The organism is Acidovorax sp. KNOB132 (assembly GCF_057541515.1).
In genome coordinates this window covers 1-1,189 of sequence record NZ_BAAJYT010000544.1, presented here as the reverse complement: position 1 = coordinate 1,189, position 1,189 = coordinate 1, and the positions used below count along the sequence as shown (strand labels likewise).

Genomic DNA, 1,189 nt, shown 5'->3' with positions numbered 1-1,189 from the left:
GGGTGGCCCGCCGCATCGAGCAGCAGGCGCGCGCGCCACAGCCCGGGTGGGGGTGGGCCTGGGCCAGCGCATCCAGGCAGGCCTGAACGCGCGCCGCGTCGAAGGCATGGCCGAAGTGCGCGGCCGAGGCGGCCAGCCGCGCCACGTGGTCGGCGCGGTGGCGCAGCACGCCCTCCTCCAGCGCCAGGGTTTCCAGCAGGTCGAACGGGGCGCTGGCGCGCTGCAGGAAGGCGCTCTTGTGCTGCCACTCCTGCCACTCCGCCGCGGCCTGGGCGCCGGAGGTGATGCCGCTGCCGATGCCGCACCGCGCGTCGCGGCCGCGCAGCGTCACGGTGCGGATGGGCACGTTGAAAGTGGCGGCCACGGCGCCCTCGCCGTCCGGCCGCACGATGCCCACCGCGCCGCAGTACACGCCGCGGGGTGCAGCCTCCAGCGCGTGGATGGCCTGCATCGCCCGCACCTTGGGCGCCCCGGTGATGGAGCCGCACGGGAACAGCGCGGCGAACACGTCGGCCAGCGTGGTGCCGGCGCGGGTGCGGGCCTCGACGTCGGACGTCATCTGCCACACGGCCGGCAGCGCCTCGGTGTGGAACAGCGCGGGCACGCGCACGCTGTGCGGCTCGGCGATGCGCGAGAGGTCGTTGCGCAGCAGGTCCACGATCATCACGTTCTCGGCGCGCTCCTTGGGTGAGGCGCGCAGCGCGGCGGCCTGTGCGGCGTCTTCGTTGGGCGTGACGCCGCGCGGCGCCGTGCCTTTCATGGGCCGCGCCAGCAGCGAACCCCCGCGCCAGTCGAAGAACAGCTCGGGCGAGACCGACAGGATCTGCTCGGCACCACCGTCGATGCACGCGGCATAGCCACCCGGCTGGGCGCGCTGCAGCGCGGCGAACAGCGGCAGCGCCGCCTGCGCCCCTCCCACCGGCGACACGGTGCCCCGGATCGGCGCGGTGTAGTTGACCTGGTAGAACTCGCCGGCCGCGATGGCCTGGTGAAGGTGCGCCAGGGCGGCATCGAACGCGGCGCGCTGCGGGCGGGTGTGCCAGTCCACCGTGGGCGCTCCCGCGCCGCCACCATCGCCAACGCCGGGGGAGACTGTGGGATCGGGCCAGGGCAAGGCCCGGTCGAACACGGCGAACCATGCCAGGGGGCCGTCGGCCGGGTGGGTGCGCAGCGCGGCGTCGAACGCGCC

1 pseudogene is annotated in these 1,189 nt (G+C 75.3%); it reads right to left on the bottom strand.

Going from position 1 to position 1,189, the window contains the following annotated elements:
* Positions 1-1,189, bottom strand: a pseudogene (locus AC27IO_RS24505) (chorismate-binding protein); the annotation flags it as partial.